The 26,165-nt window shown below is 51.7% G+C and carries 26 protein-coding genes and 3 pseudogenes; 3 read left to right on the top strand and 26 right to left on the bottom strand.

Annotated elements, in window-relative coordinates; translation table 11 throughout:
• Positions 1-205: 205 nt before the first annotated feature.
• From NSS88_RS09490 to galU, 7 genes and pseudogenes are all read right to left on the bottom strand, one after another.
• Positions 206-1,003, bottom strand: a complete 798-nt coding sequence (locus NSS88_RS09490; protein ID WP_341084190.1) for an ExeA family protein — start codon at positions 1,001-1,003, stop codon at positions 206-208.
• Positions 996-2,249 carry an IS481 family transposase gene (locus NSS88_RS09485; RefSeq protein ID WP_341084188.1) on the bottom strand — a complete coding sequence of 418 codons (1,254 nt, stop codon included), beginning with the start codon at positions 2,247-2,249 and terminating at the stop codon, positions 996-998. Before NSS88_RS09485 ends, NSS88_RS09490 begins: the two co-directional genes overlap by 8 nt.
• Before the next feature lie 141 nt (positions 2,250-2,390).
• Positions 2,391-2,953 (bottom strand): annotated as a pseudogene (locus NSS88_RS09480) (DUF6431 domain-containing protein).
• 334 nt (positions 2,954-3,287) lie between these two features.
• Positions 3,288-4,736, bottom strand: a complete 1,449-nt coding sequence (gene tnpC, locus NSS88_RS09475) for an IS66 family transposase (RefSeq protein WP_341083186.1) — start codon at positions 4,734-4,736, stop codon at positions 3,288-3,290.
• 87 nt (positions 4,737-4,823) lie between these two features.
• Positions 4,824-5,120 (bottom strand): annotated as a pseudogene (locus NSS88_RS09470) (sugar transferase); the annotation flags it as partial.
• A 23-nt stretch (positions 5,121-5,143) separates the two neighbouring features.
• Entirely contained in the window at positions 5,144-5,818 is a 675-nt protein-coding gene (locus NSS88_RS09465; protein WP_445297961.1) for a sugar transferase, read from the bottom strand.
• Between the two features lie 16 nt (positions 5,819-5,834).
• Positions 5,835-6,719 carry a UTP--glucose-1-phosphate uridylyltransferase GalU gene (gene galU / locus NSS88_RS09460; protein ID WP_341084187.1) on the bottom strand — a complete coding sequence of 295 codons (885 nt, stop codon included), beginning with the start codon at positions 6,717-6,719 and terminating at the stop codon, positions 5,835-5,837.
• Between the two features lie 463 nt (positions 6,720-7,182).
• Here galU and NSS88_RS09455 point away from each other — a divergent pair, with 463 nt between their 5' ends.
• Positions 7,183-8,514: an IS4 family transposase gene (locus NSS88_RS09455; RefSeq protein WP_061580603.1), complete on the top strand. Its 1,332-nt coding sequence runs from the start codon at positions 7,183-7,185 to the stop codon at positions 8,512-8,514.
• 310 nt (positions 8,515-8,824) lie between these two features.
• On the opposite strand, the gene NSS88_RS09450 is transcribed toward NSS88_RS09455, so the two are convergent.
• The 3 genes from NSS88_RS09450 to NSS88_RS09440 form a co-directional block, all read right to left on the bottom strand.
• On the bottom strand, positions 8,825-9,400 hold the full coding sequence (locus NSS88_RS09450) for a hypothetical protein (protein ID WP_341084185.1): 576 nt from the start codon (positions 9,398-9,400) through the stop codon (positions 8,825-8,827).
• Between the two features lie 47 nt (positions 9,401-9,447).
• Complete coding sequence (locus NSS88_RS09445; RefSeq protein ID WP_341084183.1) at positions 9,448-10,821, bottom strand: AAA family ATPase; 1,374 nt, start codon at positions 10,819-10,821, stop codon at positions 9,448-9,450.
• A 331-nt stretch (positions 10,822-11,152) separates the two neighbouring features.
• Positions 11,153-11,920 (bottom strand): tyrosine-protein phosphatase, encoded by a 768-nt coding sequence (locus NSS88_RS09440; protein WP_341085375.1) that lies wholly within the window; start codon positions 11,918-11,920, stop codon positions 11,153-11,155.
• A 259-nt stretch (positions 11,921-12,179) separates the two neighbouring features.
• On the opposite strand from NSS88_RS09440, the gene tagU reads away from it, so the two are divergent.
• Positions 12,180-13,118, top strand: coding sequence for a polyisoprenyl-teichoic acid--peptidoglycan teichoic acid transferase TagU (tagU, locus tag NSS88_RS09435; RefSeq protein ID WP_341084179.1), 939 nt, complete (start codon positions 12,180-12,182; stop codon positions 13,116-13,118).
• A gap of 31 nt (positions 13,119-13,149) precedes the next feature.
• On the opposite strand, the gene NSS88_RS09430 is transcribed toward tagU, so the two are convergent.
• The 10 genes from NSS88_RS09430 to spoIIID all read right to left on the bottom strand — a co-directional run bounded on the left by NSS88_RS09430 (position 13,150) and on the right by spoIIID (position 20,202).
• Positions 13,150-13,935, bottom strand: coding sequence for an SGNH/GDSL hydrolase family protein (locus NSS88_RS09430; RefSeq protein ID WP_341084177.1), 786 nt, complete (start codon positions 13,933-13,935; stop codon positions 13,150-13,152).
• Between the two features lie 60 nt (positions 13,936-13,995).
• Positions 13,996-14,694 carry a CpsD/CapB family tyrosine-protein kinase gene (locus NSS88_RS09425; protein WP_341084175.1) on the bottom strand — a complete coding sequence of 233 codons (699 nt, stop codon included), beginning with the start codon at positions 14,692-14,694 and terminating at the stop codon, positions 13,996-13,998.
• Complete coding sequence (locus tag NSS88_RS09420; RefSeq protein ID WP_341084173.1) at positions 14,684-15,427, bottom strand: YveK family protein; 744 nt, start codon at positions 15,425-15,427, stop codon at positions 14,684-14,686. The genes NSS88_RS09425 and NSS88_RS09420 overlap by 11 nt, the downstream gene beginning before the upstream one ends.
• A gap of 250 nt (positions 15,428-15,677) precedes the next feature.
• The gene (locus NSS88_RS09415) at positions 15,678-16,043 is read right to left on the bottom strand and encodes a hypothetical protein (RefSeq protein WP_341084169.1); all 366 of its coding nucleotides are present in this window, start codon (positions 16,041-16,043) and stop codon (positions 15,678-15,680) included.
• A 159-nt stretch (positions 16,044-16,202) separates the two neighbouring features.
• A complete protein-coding gene (fabZ, locus tag NSS88_RS09410; protein ID WP_033013683.1) occupies positions 16,203-16,640 on the bottom strand; it encodes a 3-hydroxyacyl-ACP dehydratase FabZ in 438 nt (145 codons plus the stop codon).
• 52 nt (positions 16,641-16,692) lie between these two features.
• Positions 16,693-17,025, bottom strand: coding sequence for a DNA-directed RNA polymerase subunit beta (locus NSS88_RS09405; RefSeq protein WP_033013682.1), 333 nt, complete (start codon positions 17,023-17,025; stop codon positions 16,693-16,695).
• 11 nt (positions 17,026-17,036) lie between these two features.
• Positions 17,037-17,858, bottom strand: a complete 822-nt coding sequence (locus NSS88_RS09400) for a flagellar hook-basal body protein (RefSeq protein WP_341084167.1) — start codon at positions 17,856-17,858, stop codon at positions 17,037-17,039.
• 21 nt (positions 17,859-17,879) lie between these two features.
• Complete coding sequence (locus NSS88_RS09395; RefSeq protein ID WP_049626538.1) at positions 17,880-18,710, bottom strand: flagellar hook-basal body protein; 831 nt, start codon at positions 18,708-18,710, stop codon at positions 17,880-17,882.
• 123 nt (positions 18,711-18,833) lie between these two features.
• Positions 18,834-19,835: a rod shape-determining protein gene (locus NSS88_RS09390; protein WP_033013679.1), complete on the bottom strand. Its 1,002-nt coding sequence runs from the start codon at positions 19,833-19,835 to the stop codon at positions 18,834-18,836.
• Between the two features lie 103 nt (positions 19,836-19,938).
• Positions 19,939-20,202, bottom strand: a complete 264-nt coding sequence (gene spoIIID, locus NSS88_RS09385; protein ID WP_011232801.1) for a sporulation transcriptional regulator SpoIIID — start codon at positions 20,200-20,202, stop codon at positions 19,939-19,941.
• Positions 20,203-20,511: 309 nt separating this feature from the next.
• Between spoIIID and NSS88_RS09380 the strand changes: the two genes are divergently transcribed.
• Positions 20,512-21,021 (top strand): BsuPI-related putative proteinase inhibitor, encoded by a 510-nt coding sequence (locus tag NSS88_RS09380; RefSeq protein ID WP_341084164.1) that lies wholly within the window; start codon positions 20,512-20,514, stop codon positions 21,019-21,021.
• Positions 21,022-21,041: 20 nt separating this feature from the next.
• On the opposite strand, the gene NSS88_RS09375 is transcribed toward NSS88_RS09380, so the two are convergent.
• The 6 genes and pseudogenes from NSS88_RS09375 to murA all read right to left on the bottom strand — a co-directional run bounded on the left by NSS88_RS09375 (position 21,042) and on the right by murA (position 26,165).
• Positions 21,042-21,170 carry a hypothetical protein gene (locus NSS88_RS09375; RefSeq protein ID WP_255407700.1) on the bottom strand — a complete coding sequence of 43 codons (129 nt, stop codon included), beginning with the start codon at positions 21,168-21,170 and terminating at the stop codon, positions 21,042-21,044.
• 45 nt (positions 21,171-21,215) lie between these two features.
• A complete protein-coding gene (locus NSS88_RS09370; protein WP_341084159.1) occupies positions 21,216-21,434 on the bottom strand; it encodes a chromate transporter in 219 nt (72 codons plus the stop codon).
• Positions 21,435-21,459: 25 nt separating this feature from the next.
• A pseudogene (locus NSS88_RS09365) lies at positions 21,460-22,314 on the bottom strand (gamma-glutamyltransferase family protein); the annotation flags it as partial.
• Positions 22,315-22,476: 162 nt separating this feature from the next.
• Positions 22,477-23,370, bottom strand: coding sequence for a M23 family metallopeptidase (locus NSS88_RS09360; RefSeq protein ID WP_053532599.1), 894 nt, complete (start codon positions 23,368-23,370; stop codon positions 22,477-22,479).
• A gap of 127 nt (positions 23,371-23,497) precedes the next feature.
• Positions 23,498-24,526: a stage II sporulation protein D gene (gene spoIID / locus NSS88_RS09355; protein ID WP_033013675.1), complete on the bottom strand. Its 1,029-nt coding sequence runs from the start codon at positions 24,524-24,526 to the stop codon at positions 23,498-23,500.
• Positions 24,527-24,860: 334 nt separating this feature from the next.
• On the bottom strand, positions 24,861-26,165 hold the full coding sequence (gene murA, locus NSS88_RS09350) for a UDP-N-acetylglucosamine 1-carboxyvinyltransferase (protein WP_049624888.1): 1,305 nt from the start codon (positions 26,163-26,165) through the stop codon (positions 24,861-24,863).

Genomic DNA, 26,165 nt, shown 5'->3' with positions numbered 1-26,165 from the left:
TAAACTAGCACATTATTTCAGAATCCCTTTTTCAAATTATTTCAGGCGGATTCGGAAATAATGTGCAAAATTTTTGCGGATTGTTCCGGATTTTGCACATTCTTTCGGAACGTTTGCACGCTCTTTCAGATGAAGATTTCCAGCGCGCCTGATGGACCTATGGAAAAGAGAAAGCACAAAAGAGGCCGATTCGGCCCCTTTCGTGCTAATACCCCATTTCCTCTGCGGCCATGCGCACCACTTCTTCGTCAATGGCGTCCTTTTTCAGCTGATACCCGTATAACAGGCACGTCGTGGCCAACGTGTTGATCACCCGAGGCCATCCCCGCGACTGCAGGGCAATCGCCTCTAACGCCGATGGGGTGAAGATCGGATGCTTCGCCCCGGCCTGTTTCATCCGATGTTCGATGTAGCCCGCCACCTCTTCCTTCTCCAGCGGCCCCATCCGGTATCGCATGATGATCCGCTGGTCGAGAGGGCGGTGCTGATTGAGCCGCAGCTTCCCCTGTAAATGGGGCAGCCCGGCCAAAATCAAGACAAATGGGTTGGTCGAATCCATCTCAAAGTTGAACAAGATCGCGATGTCCTGTAAAAATGCATCCTTCGCTAAATGCATCTCATCCAAAATGAACACCGGCGTGATCCGCCGTTCATGATACAATCGCTCGATCGCCTGCTGGATTTGGCGGAAGAGGTCTACCTTGCGGTACTTCGGTTCCTCTCCTAATCCCAAGGCCAGTCCACGGTAAAAATCCATCACGCCTCCGGTGGATAACGGAAAGTAGACGACATGATACAATGATGGATTCAATGACTCTTTCAGCGCCCGAAGGGCGAACGTCTTGCCCGCCCCCGGCTCTCCGATCAACAGCCCGATCCCCCGGGTTCGTTTCACGTACTCCAGCGCCCGCAACGCTTGAAATGACGCCCCTTGATACGCCTCGGACGGGTCTGTTTCTTTCGCAAACGGCTCCCGCGAAAGGGAGTAAAACGATTTATACACCGTGTTCTCCCTCCTTCGCCGGAATCGCCGCAAACGGGGACCGATGGCGTTTTACATAGGCATTGTCCTCCAAACGCACCCGAATGGCTTCCGCCACCCGTTTGCCCTCTTCGTACACATAGACGCCTCGTTCGTCATAGCGGAGCTCAATCGATTGCCCAATGAACCGAGGCGGCACTTCGTATAGCTGTTTATTCAGGGTGATTGTGCCATCGGCTTTCACCTTGCGGTGCTCCCGTTTCAGAAAAATCGCATCCAGCCAATCGCCATCTTCGATGAACGACACGAGATGCACTTGCGATTGAAACACCTCATGCGGCGTTTTTCCGTCCAGTGAGGCGTGCGGTTTTCGATGATACTCCTCTTCAAGCCACTTCCAAAAACGCTCGTTCAACTCGTCAAGCGATTTCGGCGGATTCAGCTCCAACAGTGGATAAAACCGTGTCTGTACGGTGCGGAAGAACCGTTCGATTTTTCCCTTGCTTTGCGGGTCATACGGCTGGGTGTGGATGAGTGTAATCCCCATCTCGGCGCACGCATACTGCAGCACCTCGGACCGATAAATTTTCCCGTTGTCCGAGTAAATGCGTTTCGGCTTCCCGCAACGAAGCACCGCTTCCTTCGTGACGATCCGCAGCCCGTCAAACTTCTCCGAAGGGAAAAATTGGGCATATGGCACTAACCGCGAGCAGTCATCGATATACGCGATCAAAAACGTTTTCTGGGCTTTCCCATGGACGCGAATCGTGGGTCCATGGGATAAGTCCCCTTGCCAAAGCTCATTGATCTGGTCATACGCAAAGCGCTTTCGCTCCGGCATCGGCAAGATTTCTTTCCCGACAAGGTTGTGTTTTTTCAATAATCGGTATATAGTAAAGTAAGAGATATGGTTTTTTGGGATTTCCCCCTGCTCGATCAGGTGTTCGTAGAACACCGTCACGGGCATGGTGGGATGTTCTTTTCTTAGGGCTAAAATATGATCCTCATCATCGGGCGACAGACGCCTTGAGTGGCCGCGGTCCGAACGGCGCTTCGGCTTTAAGGCGTCAAAGCCCCCTTTTTTGTATCGGGCGCACCAATCCAGAATCGTCTTCGCCGCAATGGGTTTGTCCCCTTGATGAGGAATCGAATGCACTCGCCCGCCCACCTCATTCAAATACGCCTTGGGCTCCACCTGGCCATTCACCAACGGAGCGATCAGCCCGTACCGAAACAGCGCGATGTCGTGTCTCATCGATTCATCCATCCGGATCTCCTCCCTGTCTCCCTGTGATGTTGGACCGTCCCGGTCCCTCTGCCTCCTATCTTACGAAACGGCTCGAGATTCGTCGAGAGGAAGGGTTTGTGGGAACATCAACCATCTCCATTTTTGGTGTTAAGTAGAAAATCAGGAAGCAATTTGATCCGCAAACAGATGCCACCTCTCGTTTGTCCACAGGTCTTGGATGATCGAGCCCACCCCCGTCCCTCCAAAGTCTGCATCCACCAAACCGCCCGTTCTGTTCTTGCGTTCCCCACAGGGCCGATGATCCCCCACCTTCTCGCCGCCGCGTGATGCAAGCGGGAGAGATTCCGTAAAAATCGTCGGACATAAAATAAGATGACCTCCTTGGTGGGAAAACCAACCTGTTTGGTCTTCGCTCCTCGCCTTGGCGTTTCGAGCCACGTTTTGACCGCTTGCCAAATAACCGATCGTGTATATTGAACATACGGGAGGAGAAAAGAAGGCAGCACACTCACGGTTTTGCGACACTCTTGACAGCGATATCGTGCGATCCAAAGGTGATACTCCCCCTCTGCCGTCAACGCATAACGTTGGTAGTATCCGTGACGATGCAAGGGGCGGCGGGATGAACAGTGGGGGCATTGGTTCACGTCGGGAAAATCGTTCCCTTTCCCACGATCCGTATACGTTTGAATGTCAATGCCAAAGTCGTGAAACTGGATCACACTTCCTCCCCCTCATTGAAACGAATGGAAATCTTTGTCCGAAACAATTCACAAAAAATTTAGCACATTCCTTCAGAAAAGGGGAGAGGGCTTTCTGAAAGAATGTGCAAAAAAATGGGTGTTTTGTGCTGAAATAAAATGATAATTTACAAGATGTTGGTAGACCATCATGGGTAAATGGTCAATATAGATATAATCATAATCTTCTTCTTTTAATTTATTAATAATTTTATTCTTAAGCTCTGATGTATAAAATTTATTGTAACTATTCACCCCAGTGCTAGTGTATAAAAAAGCCCAGCACAAATAGGGCATTTCGGTCATAGAAAATGCCCTAGGTAGCGGAAAGAACTCGATCGATCGTTTCGCCTGCCAACAGAAGACATAACGAATCCCACACGTTTTTTTCGTGTTTCGTCAGTGTGGAAACGATGCTTCTTGCGATGCAAAACGACTGCGCGAATGTTTCTTCGCGAAACGTACCCGAAATGTTCTCTTTGACTTTGACCATGCGAAGATCGCGTTCGGCTTGGTTGTTGTCAAAGGGAACATGTACTTCACGTAAGAAACGCAGCGCTTCTTCCTTTCGTTTTTGAAGGCGTCGAACAAAAGCGAGTGCTTTTTTCGGAAGAGGCGTCATCGTTTCTAATCGGTGTTGTGCTCTTTCTAGGATGCGATCATACACTCGTTCCCACCGTCTCGCTTCTTCTTCGGAAAGTGCACCGTGATGGGCTTCGACGGCTTGCTTGGCGGCTAACAGAAACGTGGTCATGCGCATCGCCCACGTATGCCCCTGTTCGATGAATCCTTTTAACTCACGCAAATGGTGGGCATGACAAAGGGCATGGGTGGCATGTGTGTATTTCGGATACGTACCGAACGCATCGTGCATCATCGTCCCTTCATATCGGGGAAGAATCCCGATCTCATCGGTCGCTTTTTTTCCACGAGAAGCGTGAGGAGCCAAGTATGTATATCTCGATGTACACGCGACATGCACCCATGCGAGTTTCCCATTGATGCGCAAACTCGTTTCATCGACATGCAGGATGTTGGATTCAAGTAAGGCGTCTTCGATGATGTCCATATTTGATTCCAGCGCTTCGCGTCCTCGTTTCACCATATTGGCAAGGGTTCCTGTACTAATCGAGTGTTGATATAACGCTTCGATTGTATCACTTAAACGCTTGTACGGGATCAATTGGATATGATGTAAATAAACAACGAGCGCCGTGAGCCGTGGACCGTATTGCACATGATTCGTGACATGGGATGGGAATTCGGCTTGTTGCACGCATCGACAATGTGGACACGATTTCACTTCACGTTCATGTTGTGTCACCTCGATCGCCACAGGAGGGACATCAAACACTTGACGGATATCGACTTTGAACGGTTTGACGTCACGCAAAGAAGCCCCACATCCTTGACACGTATGCACACGGTGGACGACACGATGATGTGGATGTTCCACTTGACGGAGCGTCGTTCCTTGATGTCCTTCTTGTCCGCCTGGCTTGTTGCCAGATGGTTGACGAGAAGAACGTGTGTTGGCAAAACGGTCAGAAGATGGGGGCAAATGGCTATTGGAGCTGTTTTTTTTCGTGCGTGCTTCCAGCTCTTGAACACGGTACTTCAGTTGTTCATTTTCTTTGCGTAGTTGTTTGTTTTCGTGACGCAAATGTTCATTTTCTTGAACGAGTTGATGAATGAGCTGTTTTTGTTGTTGGACTTTGCCGATTAAGCCCTCAACTGTAAATACAGCTTGTTGTACCGTCAACATGTGATTCACCTCCTTGTCTATCAATATTCACATCATAGACAGGAAAAGCAAAAAATATTCAGCTCACTTTATGATGTGGCTGAATAGTTACCTTAAAAGAACCATGAACACTGTTTTTACGAGAATCACTATATCTAAAAACAACGATTGATTATATACATAAAATAATTCCAAGTCTACTCTCTCAGGATACCCAACCTCACTTCTCCCGCTTACCTGCCAATAGCCTGTAATTCCTGGCTTGACTGATAAAAATTTTGAAACTTCCCTTCCGTATTCTTCCAGTTCTTCTTCAACCACTGGTCTCGGTCCAACCAAACTCATTTCTCCTTTTAATACACTAATCGGTTGAGGAGTTTTATCAAGGCTTGTTTTATATAAGAATTAACCCAATTTTCTATTTAATCTTAATAAGCACTATTCGGTCTAATCATTATTTTAATTGTTTTAAATATAATCTTTATATCATATAACAGTGATCTTTCACGAATATATTTCAAATCTAACTCAACCATTTCATCAAATCCCAAATCATTTCTCCCACTCACTTGCCAAAGCCCCGTACACCCCGGTGTCACAAGCAATCGCTGTTTATCATACTCCGTATACTGTGCTACTTCCCTTGGAAGCGGTGGTCTCGGACCTACTAAACTCATTTCGCCTTTTAATACATTCCATAATTGTGGGAGTTCATCAATGCTTGTCTTACGAATAAACTTCCCAATTTTCGTGACACGAGGGTCCTCCTTCATTTTGAACATCGCCCCGGTTACTTCATTTAAATGAAGCAGAGATTCTAGCAATTCCTCCGCATTTGTCACCATCGAGCGGAATTTGTACATATAAAACTCTTTGCCATTTTTGCCAACGCGAACTTGTCTAAAAAATACGGGACCTTTTGGATCTTCTAGTTTAATAAGGAGCGCGACAATAAGAAATAGCCACGATAAACAAATAAGACCTATTAACGCTCCGCATATATCCATGATTCGCTTGGCAATTAAATATCCTTTTTTATCGTTTACGGCCACTCGATGGTGACGTTTGATTTCGACAGTCGCGGTACTGCCTGGTTTTGCCAAATCTCCGTCTCCCCCTTTATTTCTCTTCTACTTTCACATCATTTAATAGTTTTTCCATGAATTGAATAAGGTCTTCTCTTAATTCATCATGTTGCAACGCAAACTCAATCGTCGTCTTAATAAATCCGATCTTTTCTCCGACGTCGTAGCGCTTGCCTTCGAATTCGTAGGCGAAGACGCGCTGGATTTCGTTTAGCTTTTGAATCGCGTCGGTGAGCTGGATTTCGCCGCCGGCGCCGGCTTCTTGTTTTTCAAGGAATAAGAAGATTTCCGGTGTAAGTATGTATCTTCCCATAATGGCTAAGTTGGATGGCGCGGTGCCTGGTGCTGGTTTTTCGACGAATTGGCGGACTTGGTAACGGCGTCCATGTTGTTCGAGTGGATCGATAATGCCGTAGCGGTGTGTTTCATTGTCAGGTACTTTTTGGACACCGATCACAGAGCTAAGTGTTTGTTCATATTGATCGATTAATTGTTTTAAGCACGGTGTTTCCGCTTGGACGATGTCGTCACCAAGCAGAACGGCAAACGGTTCGTCGCCAATAAAGTTGCGGGCGCACCAAACGGCGTGGCCAAGTCCTTTCGGTTCTTTTTGGCGAATGTAGTGAATGTCGACTTTCGATGGCTCTTTTACTTTTTCGAGTAAGTCGTATTTGCCTTTTTCAATTAAGTTTTGTTCAAGTTCAAACGCGTTGTCGAAATGGTCCTCGATGGCGCGTTTTCCTTTCCCTGTGACGATGATGATGTCTTCGATCCCTGAGGCGATCGCTTCTTCGACGATGTATTGAATCGTCGGTTTATCGACAATCGGAAGCATTTCTTTCGGCATCGCTTTCGTTGCCGGCAAAAATCTTGTGCCGAGCCCCGCTGCCGGGATGATCGCTTTGCGTACTTTTTTCATCCTATTTCGCGCAGGAGACTCCCACTTCAACGACCAAAGGGAGTAAGTGGGAGAGGAATGCGCGTTCCCCCCTTTCTTTTGTGTATGATATAATAAAGGCGTGGAGAAAACCGTTCAATAAAGGCACTCCAATCACGGCTACTCGATGTATGGAGTTGGTTACAGGAAACGTTGTAACCGTAAAACATCGAGCGTAGGTCCGTCTGTTGTGTGTGGAAGCCAAGTACTGCCAACAGACACACCGAGAGAATCGGTAACGATGCAGGCATGACCTGCGTCGTTGGGTAGTCGTCAACCTGCCCCCTGATGCAACCCCAAGTCAAGGAAGGAGGACGAAGTCCGTTTGCACTTCTGGGGAGTTGCAAGCCCCATACCCATCAAGTTAAGAATTTTGGTCTTTGTGCATCGTCAAAAACATGGTATCCTTTCTAACGAACACTCCACGTTAGAAAGGATTTTTTTCATGGAAAAACAAATGAAAGCATGGATTCAAACCATTCGTCAACTCTTTTCTCCCGAAGAATTAACCCGTCTCGCACGGAAAACAGGCTTTATCCGGCGGCAGCGTTCGTTAACGGCGGAAGCCTTTCTGACTCTCTGTGCATGGGGAGATGGCTCACTGGCCAAACAGTCGCTTCAGCGGTTGTGTGCGGCCTTGACGCTCTGGCATGGCTGTTCCCTTTCAAGCGAAGGCTTGAATCAGCGTTTTACCGATCGGGCCGTGGCATTTTTGCGAGAAGTGTTTTTCCTTCTCCTCCTGCATCAACGTCCATTGCTTTTGTCAGCCATGGAGACCTATCGAACTTGTTTTACCCGCCTGCGGATTTTGGACTCAACCAGCTTTTTGGTTCCCGCTGACTATGGGGAAGACTATCGAGGTTCCGTTTCGTCGGGGGTGAAAATTCAGTTTGAATATGACTTGTTATCCGGCGCCTGCCTTCAGCTATGCGTTCAATCGGCCAATGACTCGGACGCTCGTTTTGCCTATCATGCCCAGCATACGATTTTACCGAATGACCTATGTATTCGGGATTTGGGCTTTTTCTCCGTTGCCGCACTGTCCGAGATCGACGCCCGCGGAGCGTATTATATTACTCGGCTCCGTTCCGATATGAAAGTGTATATCAAGGAGAATGGCCAGTGGAAGGAATGGGATTGGGAATCCCTTGGGAATCAATTAGAGGAAGGGGAATCAGTGGAAATGGAACATGTGTACATCGGACATGAACGCTTGTATGTTCCACGGTTGGTTTTCCGCCGTCTGACGGCGGAAGAATGGCAAAAACGGATGGCGTATGTGCGGAAAAAGGAAAAAAGAAAAGGGAAGGCGCTGGCACGCCAAACCCTCGAACAAAAGAAATACCACATCTTACTGACGAATTTACCACAAGAGTCGTTTGATGGTCAACAGGTTTATGAGCTCTATTCCCTGCGCTGGCAAATTGAATTGTTGTTTAAAGCCTGGAAATCCGTATTTGATTTGGAGAAAGTCAAGGAGATGAAAAAAGAACGTTTCGAATGCCATTTATACGGGACGTTGATTGCCATTTTGGTCACCCAGACGTTTCTGTTTCAAGCTCGGATGTATTGGCATCAAAAGGAAGACATTGAAATCAGTGAACGGAAAGCGCTCGATCTTCTCCAATCGTATTGGCACCAGTTGCTTTTGCGTTCGCATATGGCGGAAATCAACCTTTTCTCTCTCCTTTCCCTGTTACGAAAACATGCCAAGAAAGGTCGAAGGAAAGGGGAAGAAACGGCATCAGATATCTTAACGAAATTAGAGATATGGTAGAATTAGATATGGATATAAATACCAAATACCCCTCTTCTGGAGGGGTATTTGGTATGCCCAATAATGGATGTGATCCCCATCATTCACTGCGGGGATGAACACGAGTATCGTCTTAAAAATTTTATACCGCTAAACTTGACGGGTATGGTTGCAAGCCCCCACTTCAAGCGTTAGCTAAGTGGGGGTAGTTGACGTGGTACGTAACCCCCCCTATGTATAGTTGGCCCCTATGCCCCCGCGCATCGGTGCAACCGCAGCTGCGCCGATGCGCCGATGCATATGGGCATAAAAAACAGCCCCTTTTCGGGACTTAGTTTGGCATTTTTGATTTCAGATTCAAGATTTCTTTTTCATGATCGATCAGTTTGTCGAACATCACATCGGATCGGCGCTGCAAGTACGAGACGGTGACATCGACGGATTTTCTTATGCTGGTGACATCGTTTAAAATGAGTGCTTGATTGTGTTTGGAAATACGCAGCTCTTCGAGGATTCGCTCTTGCATCTGCTTCATGCCGGCCATCTCGTGTTCTAGTGTTTGTTGGCCTTGTTGCAGATGGGTGATGTCTTTTTGGATTTGAGAGACCGTCGTTTCCAATGTCCGTTGGCCTTCTTGGAGCTGGACGATCTCACGCTGCAACGCCTTCTGCCCTTCTTGGAGCTGGGCAACGTCCTTTTGAATTTGGGAAACCGTGGTTTCTAATGTCTGTTGGCCTTGTTGCAGATGGGTGACATCCTTCTGAAGTTGTGATACGTCTTGCTGCAGCTGCGATACGTCTTGACGAATGTGTCCGACTGTTCCTTCCAACCGCTCAAGCCTGTCGTGGACTGGTTTCAGTTCTTCTTGCAAGACGGAACGAAGCAATTCTTTCAGCTCTTGGCTCATGGCTTCACCTCCTTGACGCCATTATAGCATGGCGCGGCAGGGAAACGTTACAACGTGTATTCTCCTTGTCCGGAGTCATTCAGTGGAATGCGTTGATGAGGAACTTCATGCCCCAAAACTTCATTGAACGTTTCCGCCGGAAAGCCGTTTTCGGTCGGAATGAGCGGCGTGATGATCGTGTCTTGGCCTTGCATGCGGAACTGGTACGCCCTCACCTTTTTCGGATCAATCGCGTCCTCATCGACATAGCCATACGTTTTCATCAACTGTTCTCTCTTTGGATGCTGGTGAAGTTTGATCAAATTGTTCACCTGTTGGAACAAAATATCGCTATGGGTGGTCAACCACACCGGCATGCCTCGGTTGGCCAACTTGACAAGCGCTGTCGCTAATATGCGCTGGACGCGTGGATGCAGATGCGCTTCTGCCTCTTCAAAAAAGAGTGAACGGTACGTTGCTTTTGATTTTAAAAACAAAATGAGCGGCGACAGTTCAGTTACAAGCGACGATGTGACGTATAACGGCAAGCGCTCTTGTTTGCCTTGTGGGCAATAGTAGAACGATGGAATCGGTCCTTTTTCTTGGTCCATGGTTCCGTTGGCAATCTCGGTTTCAATAAATCGTCCGATGTCCGCATATTTCGACTGTCCGCTTTCCTCCAAACGCAACAACGCTTGCAAGAATCGATAGACAGGCAACGTGAAGTCAAGGGATGGTTCCTCATGTTCTTCGTTGATCATCCGTTCCATCATTTCTTGCACCAGCGCCTTGTAAGACAACATGAACCCTGTTCTCGAAGCGGGCAAATACAGCGCTTCGCCAATGGCCCGCCCTTGGATGCCGCCTTGTCTGGATGGCGGGTAAAACGGCGATGTAAGTCCATCCATCAGCAAATTCCACGTAATGTATTGAGCCATGCGATACCGCTCTGTCGCTTGTCCCTTGCTTCGATCCGTATACGGGATGCGAATATAGTGTTTCCCCGTCGAAAAACGTGTGCCTTGGAGCGAATCTTTCTTTTCAAAGATGATTCGCAACGGTTCAGAACGGCGGTACCGCTCGATGCTTAACGAACCGATCGGGATTTTGCGCCGAAAAATCGTTCGAACCAACTCGCTTTTTTTGTTTCTGAGAACATCATTAAACCATTGGACAAACAGTTGCGCTTCACGGTCTTGGATGAGGCAGTCATCGCCGATAGACGATTCAAGAAAGCGATCGATTTCCTTGTACGTGGACGTGTTCGGAGGGTCTTTTGGAAACAGCTTGCGCCCCTCGGACAACACCCCCCAAAGAAGCGACATCAGATAGCTTTTCCCACTGTTGTTGTCGCCGACAAACAACATCAACGGGGCAATATCGATTTCCCCCTGTTTGATCTTTCCAAATCGCTCAACCTTTAACGCCCAAGTTTGTTCCATGCGCGTATCGCCTCTTTTCACAGATTACGGATCCTCTATCTTTCTATTATAAACGATACGCCTGACTCATAATCACTGAATTAGATAAAAACGAGTGAAAAATCGGGCATCTAACCCGCCCTCACACCACACCCTCGACGACGGGCGTCTAAGGTGCCAGGACCGTCATCGTCCCCACCCACGGCATGGCCAAGTGCCTCCATTGATAACGGTAAGGAGACATCACCGGAAAGAAAAAAGGAAGCTGTTTCGGTTTTGTTGACTAAAATAGGAGACGGGTCAACAAATGGCTGAAACAGTCGGGCCAGCCTGTTGGCTGAGGCGCTTCTTCCTAAAAGAGGCCGAGAAATTTTTTCTTTTTGATCCGCACGGGCTCGTCGCGGTATACAGTTTGCCCGTTGACGAGCTGTTCGGCGTTTTCTTGGAAGAAATAGACGGCATCAATGCCGAATTCGCAGTCGATCGTATCATAAGCCGTCCGCATTTGGAAAGAACGGCTTGTGAGATTATGAGCATCTGAGGCAATGAAGTGCACCCAGTTCGCTTCGATCAACTGCATTGAAAACTTCTGAATATTTTTTCCGAAACGGCCCACGACGCTGGCGGCAGTCACTTGGGTAAGGACGCCTTTTTGGACGAGCTCGTACAGCCGATCTGGTTTTTCGATGATTTCAGCGTTCCGCTCCGGATGGGCGATCACAGGAGTGAGTCCTTTCAGCTGCATCTCAAACAGCAGCTGGTTCGCATAGCGTGGAACATGGTCGGACGGAAACTCGATCAAAATGTACGGCGTTTCCCCGGTGAGCGAGAGGATGTCGCCCTGTTCCCAATGTTTCAGCACATCGCCATGGATGCGAACCTCCTGACCTGCTAATACAGTCAACGGAATTTGGTTTTGTTGGAGCTGCTCGTTTAACCGTTGGACGGCAGTGATGACATTTGGCGCGGGATTATCATACTTTCCATTGCGATGATGGGGAGTGGCGATGATCGTGGTAATGCCTTCATCGACAGCTGCCTTCGCCATCGCAATGGCGTCGTCCATCGTTTGCGCCCCGTCATCAACACCCGGCAAAATGTGGCTATGAATATCGATCATCACCGTCTCCCTCTTCTCTATCGTTTTCCAATACCTTGAACACCCTTAATCATAGCATAGGAGATTCGTCATAGCAATCGCGTTTTTTGTCGCTTTTTGTCGAAAAAGAAGTTCTGCTGGCGCCATTTGTTGGCTGTTTCGTGAACAGTGGACATGATTTGCCAAAATTTGATAGGTTCGCACATTCTTCTAGTTGTTTCACCAAGGAAAACAAACTATAATCATAATGATGAATTTTAAAATCGAAGGAAGGTTGGACATGAGAGCAGAACGGCGAAAAAAACGAAGATGGATGCGATGGGTCGGGATCATCGTTGCGTTGCTTGTGATTGGTGCGGGGGCGTTTGCCTATTCCGTTTACCATAATATGGAACAAACAGCGGATCAGATGCATGAAGAGATCAACTGGCAATCGAAAAAACGGGAAGGAAAAGTATCGGTGGAACGGAAAACGCCGATTTCCATTTTGTTGATCGGTGTCGATGAACGCAAAGGGGATCGCGGGCGTGCAGATACGCTGATTGTCATGACGGTGAATCCGAACAAGCAGTCGATTGACATGGTGAGCGTGCCGCGCGATACGAGAACGGAGATTATCGGAAAAGGGACGAAAGATAAAATCAACCACTCGTACGCCTTTGGCGGAGTGGAGATGACGATGGCGACGGTGGAACACTTTTTAGATATTCCCATTGACTACTACATTAAGGTCAACATGGAAAGCTTCCGCGACATCGTCGATGCGGTCGGCGGAGTGACGGTGAACAACCCGTTCGCTTTTACGTATGAAGGAACGCACTTCCCGAAAGGCGAGATTACGTTAAACGGGGACGAAGCGCTGAAATACTCCCGCATGCGGAAAGAGGACCCGCGCGGCGATTTCGGGCGCCAGGACCGGCAAAAGCAGATCATTCAAGCGATTATTGAGAAAGGCGCCAGCTTCTCGTCGCTCACGAATTACAGCGATGTGCTCGCGGCGATCGGGAAAAACGTGAAAACGAACTTGACGTTTGAGGAAATGAAAGAAATTCAAGCGAATTACAAAGACGCCCGCAAGCACATTAAGCAGCTGCATATTACGGGACAAGAGACGAAAATCAACGGCATTTATTACTTGCTTGTGCCGGAGAGCGAACGGTTGGCGATTTCAAATGAGTTGAAAGAGCATCTGGAGTTGAAGGCAACAGCGGCGAAGTAAATGAGACGCGCACCTTGTAAGGTGCGCGTTTTTATTGGGCGATGAAGCGCTTGGCGAGCGCATTGGCCCACACTTTGGCGCCTTCTGCGGTCGGCAGGTCACTTTCCGGATCAACGTATTGGTTTAGTTCCTCACTTTTATGGTCAGGCCAGGCGGACCAGTGATCGAAGTAGGCGTATCCGTTGTCTTTTGCGAACCGTTCGAGTGCTTCGACTTGTTTTGGATAGTATGTAGCGTTGTAAATCGGGTTCGGCGGCTGCAAGATCACGACTGCATGCGGGGCCGCGGATTTGAGCCCGGCGAGGATCGATTGGATGTGGGCGAGCGTGTCGTCGATCGTCACGACTCCGTTGTCATTTAATAAAAACGGCTCCAACAAGACCAGATCGGGCTTATCCTTGGCCCAGTCGGCGGCGATGCGCTGCCGATCGGCGTCGGCGGTCGTCAAACCGTCGTATTCGTGGACGGTGATGTGAAACACGCCTTTCCCGTAGGCGTCATCGAGCGCTTGTTTCAATAATTCAGGCCAGCCGCCGTTCTCTGGCGTTGATTCCGAACCAGCGATCACAAGGCGGATCGGGCGTTTTTCCTCGACAGCCCGTTTAATGGCGGCTTGCACGGCGGTTGGCAGCTGCCTAGCGCGGGCGAGGATCGCTTCCGTTTGGCTCGTCTCCGTTTCCTGCTTGGCGGATGTTTCGACTTTCGCCCGCGCCGCCTGCACGGTGGCGTCGATTTTTCGTTCCCAGTACAAATGCCCGGTTATGATGAAGGCAAGGCAGGCGGCGGTGAACAATAAGATGAGGATGAAGTTTCTCAACGGCTCTCCCCCTTTTCTCTATCAGAACGGCTTCCCGCGCGTTAGGGAAGCCGTTTGTGGTTATTTGTATCGATAGTAGTAATAATAGCCGCCGTCGCGGTGCTTCCGCTTGTTCAAAACGACGCCGAGCAGTTTGGCGTTGGCCGCTTCGAGCAGCTCCTTCGCCTTGACGGCCGCCTCGATTTCCGTGCCGCCGCTTTCGATGACCAAGATGGTGCCGTCGCATTGATTGGCTAAAATTTGCGCGTCTGTCACGGCCAAGACAGGCGGAGTGTCGAAGATGACAAAGTCGAACGTCTCATACAGCTGTTCGAGGCATTGCGCCATCGCTTTCGAGCTGAGGAGCTCGGCGGGGTTGGGCGGAATCGGGCCCGACGTCAAAACCGACAAGTGATCGATTTCGGTCGTTTGGCACGTCGGCAACAGCGGGGCCGAGCCCGTCAAAACGTTCGTTAATCCCATGTAGTTGTTTAACCGGAAGGTGTAATGGACCGTCGGTTTGCGCAAATCAGCATCAACAAGTAGCGTCTTTTTCCCTTGCTGGGCGAAGACGACCGCCAAGTTCGCCGCGGTGGTCGTCTTTCCTTCGCCAGGCCCCGTTGACGTGACAATTAAGGAACGAAGCGGCGCATCAACGAATGAAAATTGGATATTCGTCCGGATCGTCCGATATTGCTCTGCGATGGGCGATTTCGGATTGTCAAATGTGATCAGCTTCCGCTCCGCTTTGCGGATTGATGCTGCTGGTTTACGAGCCAATGGTTTCACCTCTTGTTTGTGGAATGACGGTTTCGCGTTTCGCTTTTTGCCCACCTTCCGCCGTAATGACGCTGACCGCACCGAGCACCGGCAGGCCGAGATGTTTTTCGACGTCTTCTTCCGTTTTGATCGTGTTGTCCAAATATTCAAGCAAGAACGCAAGCCCTACACCCGTCATCAAGCCGACGACAAAGGCGATGGCCATGTTCAGCAATGGCTTCGGTTTGACCGGGGCTTGATGGTCTTTCACTTCCGCTTTCGAGAGAATCGTTACGTTGTCGATGTTCATGATTTTGACGATTTCGTTTTTGAACACTTCCGCGGTTTTGTTGGCGATCTTGGCCGCCATGGCTGGATCTGGATCTTGGACGGTGACAGAGAACACTTGTGAGTCTTTTTCTCTTGAGACTTGAATCTGTTCGTTCAGCTCGTCGATCGTCCGGTCGAGGCGGAGCTCGTCTTTCACTTTTTCCAAAATCGTCGGGCGTTTGATGATGACGCTGTACGTGTTGATGAGCTGCACGTTCGTTTGGATTTCATTGAAGTTGTAGAGCTGCTGCTCGGATTTCGCCTGGTTGACGAGAATTTGCGTCGATGCCTGATAAATCGGCGTTAATAGAAAATAGCTGACCACACCGCTTACAACGGTCGCTAGCGCGGTGATCAGCACGATGAGCCAAAGCCGTTTGCGCAATGTTTCGAACAGTTCGCGCAGGCTGATTGTTTCTTCCACCAGTATTCCCCCTCTCTTGTCTGTCTCCTTCTTGGTTGACGTTCGCGGTACGTACGCCCCCTCTGATGCAAAAGGGAAGGTTGTACAAATGTTTCCTCCGCAAGAACATCCCGATGTTCGACCTCTGCCCCGATCTTTCGAACATGAATCGACATTCCCATTATAGCGAATGAAGCGAAACATATCTAGCCGAAATCGGTACTAATTTTGGCGAAACGAAAAGGCCGCCTCGATCGGCAGCCTTTTTTCGTTATTCGTCTATATTGTCTTTGTCGTTAGCGTCTTGCGGGTCTTCAATTGGGTCTTCGCGGTCCGGAACCGTATCGCGCTCATCATCGCCCGGTCCGTTGTTCGTGTCATCTCCCGGCGGGAGTTGATTGTTTTGGTTGTCGTTCAAATCAGCATCGCGGTTGTCCGGGATGCCGTCATTGTCTTGGTCGTTGTCGACGTCATCGTCTTGGTTGATGTCATCGGCCGGGTTCACGTCTTGGTCGTTGACATCGTTTTGATTGTTGTTTGGCGGCGGCGGATTGTCTTTGTCGCCATTGCATCCGGACGCTAAAAAGAGGGCGACGATGGCGCTGAACAGTTTGAACAGCAACGCCTTTTTTTTCATGGCACCTTCTCCTTTCTTCGTGTTGTTGTGACCTTATGTAAGACCGGTCCTTGTTTATCTTTCCCAGAAGAGCGCATTTCATGCAAGGGGAATGAAACAAATGCGGAGGTGGCGTTTAGGGGAATGAACATACGCGCCCCGCAAAGGAGCGCGCGTTGGTCAGCCGTTTGTTTTCTCACCAAGGGCGAACATGAGCTCTGTTTCGCAGACGAGTTCGCCGTCGACGGTGGCGGTGCCTTTGCCTTTGCCGATGGCGCCGCGGGCGCGGAGAATTTCGACTTCCAGGCGAATTTGGTCGCCTGGTTTCACTTGCCGCTTAAAGCGGCAGTTGTCGATGCCGGCGAAAAAAGCGAGGCGGCCGCGGTTTTCTTCGCTTTGCAGGAGGACGACGGCGCCGACTTGGGCGAGCGCCTCGACGATCAACACGCCGGGCATGACCGGGTATTCGGGGAAGTGGCCGGCGAAAAACGCTTCGTTGGCGCTGACGTTTTTGATGCCGACGGCGCGCTTTCCTTCTTCGATTTCCAGAATGCGGTCAACAAGCAAAAACGGATAGCGGTGCGGGATGATGGACTGGATTTGTTGGATGTCAAGCATAGAAACACTCCTTTTTCATGATCATCAAGACGATGACGCGGCGAGGTGCTGCTTACGTCCCTTTTTCGACAAAGTCGAGAATGTGCTGCCACGTCGACGGGCGGAACACGTCAAGCCACGCTCCGTCGCCGATGGCGCTGTAGCCAACGACCGCTCCCGCCGCAAGGCAGATGGCCATAAGAACGGTGACGATCACGAGCCGAAGCCAGATCGGGATGAGCCGGGTGCGCGCGAAACGGCGCGGCGCGGCCGCCTCCTCTTCAGCCGGAAGGGCTTGGGCTTCCGGTTCAGCGGGAGCCGGCGGGCTCTTTCTCACTCGACCTTTCCGCCTTGCCATCCGGGAAGACGGCCGATGCATACGCTCTTGATGCCTCTCGTCACTCATCGCGATCCTCCTTATGAGGAGCGCATGCCGTTAATCAGCCCGAGCATTTGTTCCGAAATGGAAATGGCGCGGGCGTTCAGCTGATACGCTCGGTTTGTCGCCATTAGGCCAACCATTTCTTCGCCAAGGTCGACGTTCGACTGTTCCAAGGCGCCTTGCTTGACGCGGATTTGGCCACGCAAATTGCCGTTGAGCTCCCGAGCGGCGCCAGGGACATCCGGCAAGGTGAAGACGTTGTCGCCCTGGGCTTCGAGAAGCTGCGGACGGTCAATGGCGGTGACGCCAAGGTTCACGCGGGCAACAACCGCACCGCTGGCATCCGTGGCCGTCAGCGTCCCGGTTGGGGAGAGCTGAAAGCCGGTTGTGCCGTTGGGAAATTCGATGGGCCGATTCGCTTCATCGAGCACCGGGCGGCCGTCGCTTGTCACGAGGGCAAGACGCCCGTCCATAGGAGTGACAGAAAAGTTGCCAGCGCGGGTGTAGCCGATCGTTGTGTCACCGTTGGCATTGGCGACTTGAACGCGAAACCATTGGTTGGCGGCGGTGAAGGCGAAATCGAGCGCGCGGCCGGTCTCGACGAGCGCTCCTTGAACAGACACAAGCATCGTCGAGGCGAGGCGCGCCCCGTTGCCGTAACGCACGCCGGCCGGCGTCTCACGTGGCGCTTCGTCGGCGGGGAGGCGGTCGACTTGCTGGGCGAGGAGCTCAGCGAAGCTCGCTTCGCGCCGTTTAAAGCCAACGGTGTTGCTGTTGGCGATGTTGTGGCTGATCGTATCAAGCCGCTCTTGCAAGGCGTTCATCGTGTTGGCGGCGGTGAGCATCGAACGAAGCACGGGCTTGTCCTCCTTTTGTCATCATTTCAGGCGGCCGACTTCATTGACGGCCTTGTCCAAGCTGCGGTCGTACGCTTGGATGATTTTTTGGTTTGCTTCAAACGTTCGGTAAGCCGCGAGCAAGTCGGTCATCGTCCGCTCAACGTCCACGTTCGACCGTTCGAGAAACCGCTGCTTGACGGTATACGTGACATTGCCGGGCGCCTGCGGCAATGGCCCTGCCGTGCTGCGGAACAGGCCGTTTCCTTCCTTCACCAATGTTTGCGGGTTGGCGGCGAAGGCGACGCCAAGGCGGGCGATTTCCCGGTTTCCGGTGATGATCGTCCCGTCGTCGCGGACGGCGAACGTTTCATTCGGAACGGCGATACGCTCGCCGTTGCCATCGAGCACATACCAACCGTCTTGCGTGGTTAAATAGCCGTCCGGGCTCACGGTGAAATGGCCGTTGCGCGTGTACCGGATGTCGCCTTGGCCGTTTTCGACGGCAAACAAGAGCGCCCCGCGCTGCCCGCTTGCCGGGTCGACCGGGACTTGTCCATCGACTAAGGCTACATCAGTGGAGAGACCGGTTTCTTTCATATCCCCTTGGCGGAAGTTCGGGATGAGTTCTTGCATATAGACACCCGTCTGGAGCGGCCCGATCGCCGTTTGCGTCAGAATGGCGCGCGGCGGGGCGGTCGGAATCGGCTCGTCCTCGAGGCGGCTCATCAACAGTTCCGGAAACGCTCTCATCGCTCCTGCATCAGCTTTGTATCCCGGCGTTTCGGCGTTCGCCAAGTTGTTGGTCAGCATCTCGACGCGCCGCTCCTGGGCGAGCATGCCGCTCGCGGCGGTATACAATCCTCTTAGCATGACAGCTCCCTCGCTTGTCCATGAAAATTCGTGGCAGAAAGCCGCTGCCGGCGTTGGCGGGCGGCTTGTTGATTCCATTATAGGCGGGCGGGGGCGGCAGCCGCATCCCCTGCTTTTCCTTTTTTACACCAACTGCGATTTCGACGCGCGGTCGATGTTCTCAAGCATCAGCCCGGTGCCAAGGGCGACGCAGTCCATCGGATTTTCGGCGATGAACACCGGCAGCTTCAGCTCTTCGGCAAGCAACTGATCGATTCCATGCAAGAGGGCGCCGCCGCCCGTTAAGATGACGCCTCGGTCGATGATGTCGGCCGACAGTTCCGGCGGCGTGCGCTCGAGCACGCTTTTCGCGGCTTGTACAATCAAGGACACCGGCTCGCGAAGCGCCCGTTCGATCTCCTCCGAACGGACGGTGATCGTGCGCGGCAGTCCGGTGACGAGATCGCGGCCGCGGACGTCGATTTCTTCGGTCCGTGCGCCTGGGAATACCGTTGCGACTTTGATTTTAATCTCCTCGGCCGTTCGTTCCCCGATGAGCAGCTTATATTCGCGCTTGATGTAGTTTAAAATTTCCATATCGAACTTGTCCCCGGCCATTTTAATGGAAGAGGCGGTGACAATGTCCCCCATCGAGAGAACCGCCACGTCGGTCGTGCCACCGCCAATATCAACGACCATGTTTCCGCACGGCTGAAAAATGTCCATTCCGGCGCCAATGGCTGCGACTTTCGGCTCTTCCTCCAAGTACACTTTTTTGCCGCCGCTTTTTTCTGCTGCCTCTTTGATCGCTTTCCGTTCGACCGATGTCGTGTTCGTCGGGCAACAAATCAAAATGCGCGGTTTGGCGAAAAAGCCTTTTAGGTCGAGCTTGCTTAAGAAATGCTTCAGCATCGCTTCTGTAATGTCAAAGTCGGCAATGACGCCGTCTTTGAGCGGCCGAATGGCAACAATATTCCCAGGAGTACGTCCGACCATTCGTCGTGCTTCTTCGCCGACTGCTAGCACTTTGTTCGTGTGTTTATCGATCGCCACGACGGACGGCTCATTGAGTACGATGCCTTTGCCTTTGACGAAAATGAGGACGTTCGCCGTGCCTAGGTCAATGCCGATATCTCGTGAGAACATACATGCTCCTCCTTGCCTCTGCCCTGAAATCATTCCTAATAGATTATTCTACCATATTTGCCCCCCGGAATGATACTGCAAACGGCAGATGGCAAGGAAAAAGTCAGTTGTTTTTCACCGTCTGCTTTTTATACTTTTTCTTCGTTGCCTCCCCGCCGCGCAAATGGCGGATCGATTTATGGTAATCGAGGATTTGTTTCACTTCTTGGGCCAGCTCCGGATTGATCTCCGGCAGCCGTTCGGTCAAGTCTTTATGCACGGTGCTTTTCGACACGCCAAACTCTTTCGCGATGACGCGAACGGTTTTCCTCGTCTCCACGATATACTTGCCAATCTTGATCGTACGCTCTTTGATGTAATCGTGCACACCACTCGCCCTCCCTAAGTTGGATGTGAGAAGTGAGAAGTGTGAAATGAGACTCGTCTTGCCACTGATGAGCGCCGCTTTCGTTGGATGTCTTGGAAGCGTCTTCGCCGCGTCGCTTGCCGGTTGTGAACGATCCCCACCTCAACCACTCTCATTGCTGTTCAATTTGTAACATTTTATTAGACAAAACGGGAATATATACCAGAAATATCAAGGCGGACAACGGTTTTTTCACAATTTTTTTGCGGTTTGTAACGGAAGGGAAATGGGAAACGACTATGTATAGAGAGGAAAAAAGGAGGATCTGGCATGGGCAAAGGAAAAATGATCGGCGTCGCAGCCGTGTTGGCCGGGGTGGCGGCGGCGAGTGCGCTGTTTATGTATAATAGCGGCAACGAGCGCCCGCAGGCGAAAGATGATTTGCTTGGCTCCGCTCCAGCGGGCAAACCAGCGCCCACAGGCGGGAAAGGGATCATCGCCGGAACGTTGGAGCCGTCACTCACATACGAAAAGCAAAACGATGCTTACGTGTTTACGTTTACGGTCAAAAACCAAACGGAGCGCGTGCAAACGGTGACGTTCACGAGCTCGAAAAAGTATGACTACATTTTGTACCGCGATGGCCAAAAGGTGAAGCAGTACAGCGAAGGGAAGATGTTTGCACAAATTTACGAAGAGCGCACGTTAAAACAAGGGGAAAAGCTGTCGTTTCAGGAGACGTTCCGCGGCCTGGAGCCCGGAACATATACGCTTGAGTGGTGGCTCGCCGACCAAAACTGGCCGAACGCGCGGGCGAAAGTGACGTTTACGGTGCAATGAGGCTTCGGGCGAATGACAAGTCAAACGGCCGGCCGCATGCGGCGCATGCCAAACGCCGCTCGTGCCGAGTTGGCCAACAGCCCGGTGAGAGAGGGCGCCCGTTCGCCTGTCAACGGCAACAATGACGACAAGAGGGATGCTTCCGTCACTGTGAGGAAGCATCCCTTCCATCTTTCTTTAGCCATAGAGGCCATTCATGGCGAGAGAAACACCGCCCCGTACACGAGCGCCAAGGCGATGACGTACGCCGGATGGAGGCGCCATTTGCCGAACATCAACAAGGCGCTGGCGGCAGCGATACACACCATTTGGACGAGCCCGGCTCCTTCGTACGACTCGCGAAAAAAGTCGATCGCCATGATCCCGAGCATGCCGACGCGAAAAAAAGCAAGAAATAAATGCCATTGGTTCATCGAAGTCATCCCTTTATCGTGAGTCTCACCAAGCGGCGACCGCCCCGTCCGTGCGCGGCTCCGTCCCGGCGGCAAGCACGCCGGTGTCAGGATCGCGCCAAATGATTTGTCCGCGGCCGAACGGACCTCCGTCTAAGGCAAAGCGAATGTCATGCCCTTTGCGGGCGAGCGCTTCGGCGATATGGCGCGGGAAGTGCGGCTCGACGAGCACCGTTTTTTCTTCCATCCACTGCCAGCGTGGCGCATCGAGCGCCGCTTGCGGGTTCAAGTCAAAATCGATGGTGTTCATGATCACTTGCAGGTGCCCTTGTGGCTGCATAAATCCGCCCATGACGCCGAACGGGCCGACCGGTGCGCCACCTTTCGTCAAAAAGCCGGGGATGATCGTATGGTACGGCTTTTTCCTTGGCGCCAGCCCGTTCGGATGACGTTCATCGAAGACAAAGTTATGGCCGCGGTTGTGCAGGGCGATGCCCGTGCCTGGGACGACGAGGCCGGAGCCGAAGCCCATGTAATTGCTTTGAATATAGGAGACCATATTCCCTTCGCCGTCGGCGGCGGCCAAATAGACCGTGCCGCCTTTGGGCGGCGTCCCCGGCTCCGGCGTGAGCGCCTCCGCGCCGATTTGCGCCCGGCGCATGGCGGCAAACGACTCCGACAACAGCTCGTCTGGGCTGCAGCTCATATAACGGCGGTCGGCGATGTACGCTTTTCCATCGGCAAAGGCCAGCTTCATCGCCTCGATTTGCCGGTGGTGCGTCTCGACATCCGGGACGCTTGGCACGTCAAACCCGTTCATGATGTTGAGCGCCATCAACGCGACAAGCCCCTGCCCGTTCGGCGGGATTTCCCACACTTCATAGCCGCGATAGGAACACGAAGGCACTCGTTCGTCAATATGGAGAACGTACCCTTTTGGTCGCTGTGCTTCCCCGTTTGGATTTCGAAACATCAAAACCAAAAAGACCCGCCCGCTTGTCTTGGCAAACGGACAGGCCTTTTCGTCGCGTTTTTCGTTTCCTCTTGCTCGACGCCTTGTCGATTACGCTCTCGCCATGCCGATCGAGGCGTCTGGCGTTTTGTAGGAAGACGCGTCATCATGTTGGTCTTGCTCATGGTCGCTTGGCGCCGTTTTGTTGTCATCAGCCGGCGTTTGTTCGGTTTCCTTGGCCGGGCTTTGTTCACTCGGCGCGGTTTCGTCGCTTGGCGTCACGTTCTTCTCTTCGCTTGCGTTGGCGTTATCTGTTCCGGCGTTGTCTTCGGCTTTGTCGGTCAAGGCGGTCAACGGTTTGTCGATATAGTCGATCGGGTTGACCGGTTTGCCGTCTTTGCGAATTTCAAAGTGGACGTGGATGTCTGCTTGTTTGTTAAACTCGCTTTGCCCTGCCTTGCCAATCACTTCGCCTTGTTTCACCGTATCGCCTGCTTCCACTTTCACGTCGGCCAGCGATTGATAGACGGTCGTGACCCCTTGTTCATGATTGATTTCCACAACGTAGCCTAAAATCGGGTCTTTTTCCGCTTTCGTTACCGTGCCGCTTAATGCAGCCGTAACGTCAAACGTTTTGCCGTCTTGGCGCACAAGGTCGATCCCTTGGTTCGGATGGTACGTATGATCGTAAAAGACGAGGGCTGCTTCCTGTTCCTGTTCTGATGCGTTGTCATCATAGAACGGTGTTTTGACTTGCACGGCGTTCGGGTCAAGCACAGGCATCGCGATGTTTTCGACCGTTTCATTGACCGGAACAGCCGGGTTTTCCTGCTGGGCGGTGCCGTTTTTCACGGTGTCGTTTTCACCCGACTTCTCTTGTTTGCCCACTTGGAACCAAAGTGCGCCCGCGACGATCAACGCTGCGCAAGATAGATAAATAGCCGGAAATACCCAACGCTTGCGGAAGAAACGCTTCAGCGACGGTTGTTTTTGTTCCTCTCTCATGTTCATCACCTCAGCAACCATTTTGAACAGAAAGAGGAAAAGATATACACGCCGAATACAATTTTTTCGCTTATTTTTTGATATTCCCCCGCATTTTATGCAAAAAAAAATCGGAGCGGACGCCCCGTCATTGTTTGGCGGTCAACTTGTTCAAAAAGGCGGTCGCTGAAGAGATGCGGACGCCTCGGTAATAATGCTTCACGATGTCGGCGTACGTTTTCCCTTCTTTGGCCATAAAGTTGGCGCCGTATTGACTCATGCCGACGCCATGGCCGTAACCTTTCGTCGTAATGATGATGTCATTCCCGCTACGCACCCAGGTGAAATCACTCGACGGCAAGCCGAGCCGTTCACGCACTTCGCGGCCCGTGAACGTCTTTCCGCCGATTTTCACCTCGCCGACTCGACGGCCGGGCGTGCGCGATAAAATGACACCGACGGATCCGTCTTTTGGCAGCACGATTCCGAGCCTCCGCTCAAATTCGACGACAGACATCGTTTTTCGCTGATAAAACTTCGGGGATTGTTTGTCCCATAGGCTGACGACGCTTTTTAAATACGGGATATCGTTTTTCCAGTACGCTTCAGAATTTTCTGTATACCCGTTGCTTGTGGAAAAGAAGAGCGCTTCAATCGGTTCGTTGTTGTACGTTAAAATTTGCCCGCGCGTATCCAGAACCGCTTTGGTCACTTTTTTGATCTTCCAGTCGTAATCGCTTCCCCATAACTTCCGCAGTTCGTCATCGCTGTAATACACTTGGTGCGCCACTGTGTCGGTCACATTCGCTCCTTGCGGCAGGCGGAACGGCTGGTTGGCGAGCATCTGTTTGACGATATACGTTCGTGCCGTTAAGGCCTGCGCCTTTAACGCCTCGAGCTCAAATTCGGCCGGCATTTCCGCCGCCACCACTCCGATGACGTACTGTTCAAGGGGGATTTTTTCCACGCGCTGTTCTTTGCTTCGGTAAACCGCCACGTCAATGGAAGGCCCTTCGGCTGCCTGCGAACGCTGGAGTTGTTCGTGCTTCTGCAACTGTTCCGTCAATTTCGCCACCTTCCCATCGTAAAACGGCAGGACAAGCGCTGCAGGAATGACGAGGATGGCCACAAACAGGCATAGTGCAAGTACGATGACCGGTTTCAGTCGTTTCACCATAGCCGAGCCCCCAATATGCATTTTCTAAGCCCAAGCGGACATGATCAATCAATGCCTGCATGGCTTCCGTTCGTTACTTATAGTTATGGGCTCGGACAAGTATATATGACTGTTTTCTTTCGCGTCTCCTCCTGTCCTTGAACGAGCGGATGCGCGCCCTCTTCCGTGCAGCGGAAAGCGGAGAGCCGGCATTGGCCGGCCAAGCGGGGGGAGAGAATGCAAAAAACGACCATTCGATAAGCGTCAATTCCCGTTTTTAGGTCTGGGCGTGAGAAAATGCAAAAAAACGACCATTCCCCGCCGAAACAGGCAGTTCACGGTCGTTTTTTCGCCATTATCCGTTCCATTCGATCGCTTGGATCGGGTCGAGTTGTTCTGTTTCTTCCCGAACGCGTTCAATGTCAGCGCCAAGCGCGGCCAGTTTTTCATGAAAGCGGACATAGCCGCGGTCAAGATGACGAAGCTCGGTCACGCGCGTGTAGCCGTCCGCCGCAAGTCCAGCCAAAATCAAAGCGGCGGCAGCACGCAAATCGGTGGCCGCTACTTCAGCGCCTTGCAGCTGGCACGGACCGTTAATAATGACAGAGCGCCCTTCAATTTTAATATCCGCGTTCATCCGGCGGAATTCTTCCACATGCATGAAGCGGTTTTCAAATACCGTCTCGGTGATCATGCTTGTGCCTTCGGCTTTTAACAAGAGCGCCATCATTTGCGATTGCATGTCGGTCGGAAACCCTGGGTATGGCATCGTTTTAATGTCGACGGCTTTCAACGTTTCCGGACCGATGACGCGCACCCCGTTTTCTTCTTCGATAATCGTCACGCCCATTTCTTCCAACTTGGCAATGAGCGAGCTTAAATGTTCGGGAACCGCTCCTTGCACGAGGACGTTGCCGCCGGTGATGGCGGCTGCCACCATAAAGGTGCCAGCTTCAATGCGATCCGGGATGACGGTGTGGGACGTGCCGACGAGCTCGTCAACTCCCTCGATTCGAATCGTGCCGGTCCCGGCGCCGCGCACTTTGGCGCCCATCGCGTTCAAAAAGTTCGCCAAATCGACAATTTCCGGCTCTTTGGCGCAGTTTTCGATCACAGTTGTACCTTCCGCGAGCACCGCGGCCATCATAATATTTTCCGTTGCCCCAACGCTTGGAAAGTCCAAGTATACTTTGGCGCCGCGGAGACGGCCGTTCACTTCTGCATCGATAAAGCCGTTGCCGACTTTCACGGAGGCGCCCATTGCTTCAAATCCTTTTAAATGTTGATCGATCGGGCGCGAACCAATGGCACAGCCACCCGGCAAGGCGACGCGGGCGCGGCCGTTGCGGGCCAACAGCGGTCCCATGACGAGCACGGAAGCGCGCATTTTCCGCACATATTCAAACGGCGCTTCCACCGTCAGCGGAGCGGTCGCATCGACCGTTACCGTATTGCCGGCGATTTGCACATCGGCGCCTAAATAGCGGAGCACCTCACTGATTGTATATACATCGGAAAGAGCAGGCACATCATGAATCGTGCTAGTTCCTTTTGTCGCTAATAAGGTGGCAGCAATGACGGGCAAAACGGCATTTTTTGCGCCTTCCACTTTGACGGTGCCGCTCAACCGGTTTCCGCCACGGACGATGATCTTTTCCAA

The organism is Geobacillus sp. FSL W8-1251, assembly GCF_038005945.1.
GTDB lineage: Bacteria > Bacillota > Bacilli > Bacillales > Anoxybacillaceae > Geobacillus > Geobacillus stearothermophilus.
This window is presented reverse-complemented; position numbering and strand designations above follow the sequence as displayed.